This window comes from Streptomyces scopuliridis (genome assembly GCF_042790125.1).
GTDB lineage: Bacteria > Actinomycetota > Actinomycetes > Streptomycetales > Streptomycetaceae > Streptomyces > Streptomyces scopuliridis_A.
Map to the genome: position 1 here is coordinate 5,461 of NZ_JBHTZS010000060.1, position 2,431 is coordinate 7,891.

The following is a 2,431-nucleotide window of genomic DNA, read 5'->3' on the forward strand; positions in this document are numbered from 1 at the left end:
TGCCCCTCGTCCGGTGCGCCCCGCGCTGCGGGGGGGGGGGCCGGGGGCCCGGGGAAACCCGGTTGGTGTGGGCCGGCGGGTGTGGGGGGCCCCCCCAACCCCGGCCGGACAGGACGTAGACGCCCCCCACAGCCTCGCCCGTACACCACCGAGCAAGAAAGACGATCCGCCATGTCCCCGTTTCCTTCATCCCTCCCTCCCCGAGCCGGACTGCGAGCACGCGTCGCGGCCGGCTGCCTGACGACCGCCCTCGCCCTGACCCTCACCGCCTGCGGCGGCTCCGGCGGCGGCTCCGAAAGCGGGAAGGCCGCCGACGCGGCGCCCGGACCGTCGGCGCTGGCCGACGCGAAGAAGGCGGTGACCGTGACGCTGTGGCACGGCCTCGGCGGCCCGGCCGGTCAGGCGCTGCAGAACGAGGTCGACACGTTCAACAAGGCCAACGCCGGAAAGATCGTGGTGAAGGCGTCGTTCCAGGGCAGCTACGCCGACGCCATGGCCAAGTACACCTCCGCGATCCGCAGCGGCGGCACGCCGAGCGTCATGATCTCCAACGACATCACCAGCGGATACCTGCGCGACGCCGGACAGACCGTCTCCGCCCAGGACATGGCGGCCGCCAACCCTAAGGACCTCGATCTCGACAAGCTCCGCCCCGCGGCACGCAACTACTACACGGCCGACGGCGAACTCCTCGCCGTACCGCTGAACACGTCCATGCCCCTGCTGTACGTCAACGACAAGCTGCTGGACCGGGCGAAGGCCGACCGCTCGGCCCTCGGCACCCTCTCGGGTGTGGCGGAGGCCGCACGGAAGGTCCACGCCGCGCTGCCCGGCGTGAAGGGCATCGACCAGCCTCTCGACGGCTGGTGGTTCGAGCAGCTCACCGCCGCGTCCGGGGTCCCCTACTGCACTCCGGACAACGGCCGGAAGTCCGGCGGGGCGACGACGCTGTCCCTGTCCAGCGGGCCGCAGCGCACCGCGTTCGGCACCATGGCCAAGCTCTACACCGACGGCGTGGGCCTCGACACCGGCGTCGACGGCAACGCGGCCCTGTCGGCTTTCGCCGCGGGCAAGACCGCCATGATGTTCAACTCCAGCGGCGCGATCGGCGGCCTCAACGAGGCGGGCATGAAGGACTACACCGCGCTGCCCTACCCGCTGTCCGGCTCGCCGTCCACGGCGGGCGCCGCGATCGGTGGCGCCGCGATGTGGGTGGACCGGCCAGGACACAGCGCGGCCGAGCAGGTGGCCGGCTGGAAGCTGATCAGCCACCTCGCCTCCCCCGAAGCGCAGGAACGATTCGCGAAGGCATCGGGATACGCCCCCATCAACACCGACGTCGACGACTCGTCCACCTGGAAGGCGTTCCTCGCCCAGCACGAGCCCTACGCCGTGCTCGGCAAGCAGTTCGCCGACACTCCGGCCACGACGGCCACCTCCGGCTGCCTCAGCGGCGCCATGCCGGGTGTGCGTGAAGCGGTCGTACCGGAGATGCAGCAGGCGTTCAGCGGCAAGAAGTCGATCGACAGCGCCCTGAAGGCAGCGCAGGAAGCGGCGACGGCGAAGATCAAGGACTACCGGGAGCAGGCGGGCCAGTGACCGACACCACCGACACGACGAAAGCCACGACCATGCCCATGTCCTCGAACGAGCACTTCGCACAGGCCGCCGGAGACCCGTACCGCTACGGCGTCTACCTGCGTCCCGACCCCGTCACCTGCGCCGCGGTCACCGCCGTGACCGCCCAGCTGCGGGCCCAGTACGGGCTCGTCTCGGCGGGCGCGTTCCCGCCGCACGCGACCCTGGTCGGCAGTCGGCACCTCCCTGGCCCCGTCGAGGAGACCATCGCGGCCGTGACCCGCGCGGTGACCGACGTCCCCGCGTTCACCGTCCACAACGCGGGCGTCCGCCGTCTGGGTGTGGGGCTGGTCTATGACGTCCACCATCTCGCCGACGGAGTCACCCCGAACACGGCGTTCGTGGACCTCGCCGCCCGGATCGACACGGCCGTCGCCCCTCTGGAGACAACGGCACCCAACCCGGCGGCCAACCCCTTCGACGCCGACACGTTCCACGCCCACCTGTCGCTCCTCTCGCACGACATGTACGTACGCCCGGACCTGTTCGCGGAGGTCGAGGAGTACATCACCGGACTCCGTGTGCCCTTCTCGGACGATTTCGTGGGCGACACCGTCACTCTCTACCGCACCCGCAGCGACGACTGGGCGGGCCGCTGGTGGCAGACGCTGACCTGGGAACACGTTCACACCTGGCGCCTGCACCACTGAGCGCTCCGGGGACCGGCCGCCCGTCTGCCGTCATCTGCTCCGTCGGGGGGGGCCCGCCACACCGGGGGGGGGGGGGGGGGCCCCCCGGGCGGGGGTGTGGTGGTTGACCGCCCGCGGCCGCGGGGGCGGGGGCGGGCGGGCCC

Annotated in this window: 2 protein-coding genes; both read left to right on the plus strand. The window is 71.8% G+C overall.

Going from position 1 to position 2,431, the window contains the following annotated elements; genetic code table 11:
- Positions 1-171 precede the first annotated feature (171 nt).
- Complete coding sequence (locus tag ACFRKB_RS38485; protein ID WP_383111243.1) at positions 172-1,599, plus strand: extracellular solute-binding protein; 1,428 nt, start codon at positions 172-174, stop codon at positions 1,597-1,599.
- Entirely contained in the window at positions 1,596-2,288 is a 693-nt protein-coding gene (locus ACFRKB_RS38490; protein WP_383111244.1) for a 2'-5' RNA ligase family protein, read from the plus strand. Before ACFRKB_RS38485 ends, ACFRKB_RS38490 begins: the two co-directional genes overlap by 4 nt.
- Positions 2,289-2,431: the final 143 nt, after the last annotated feature.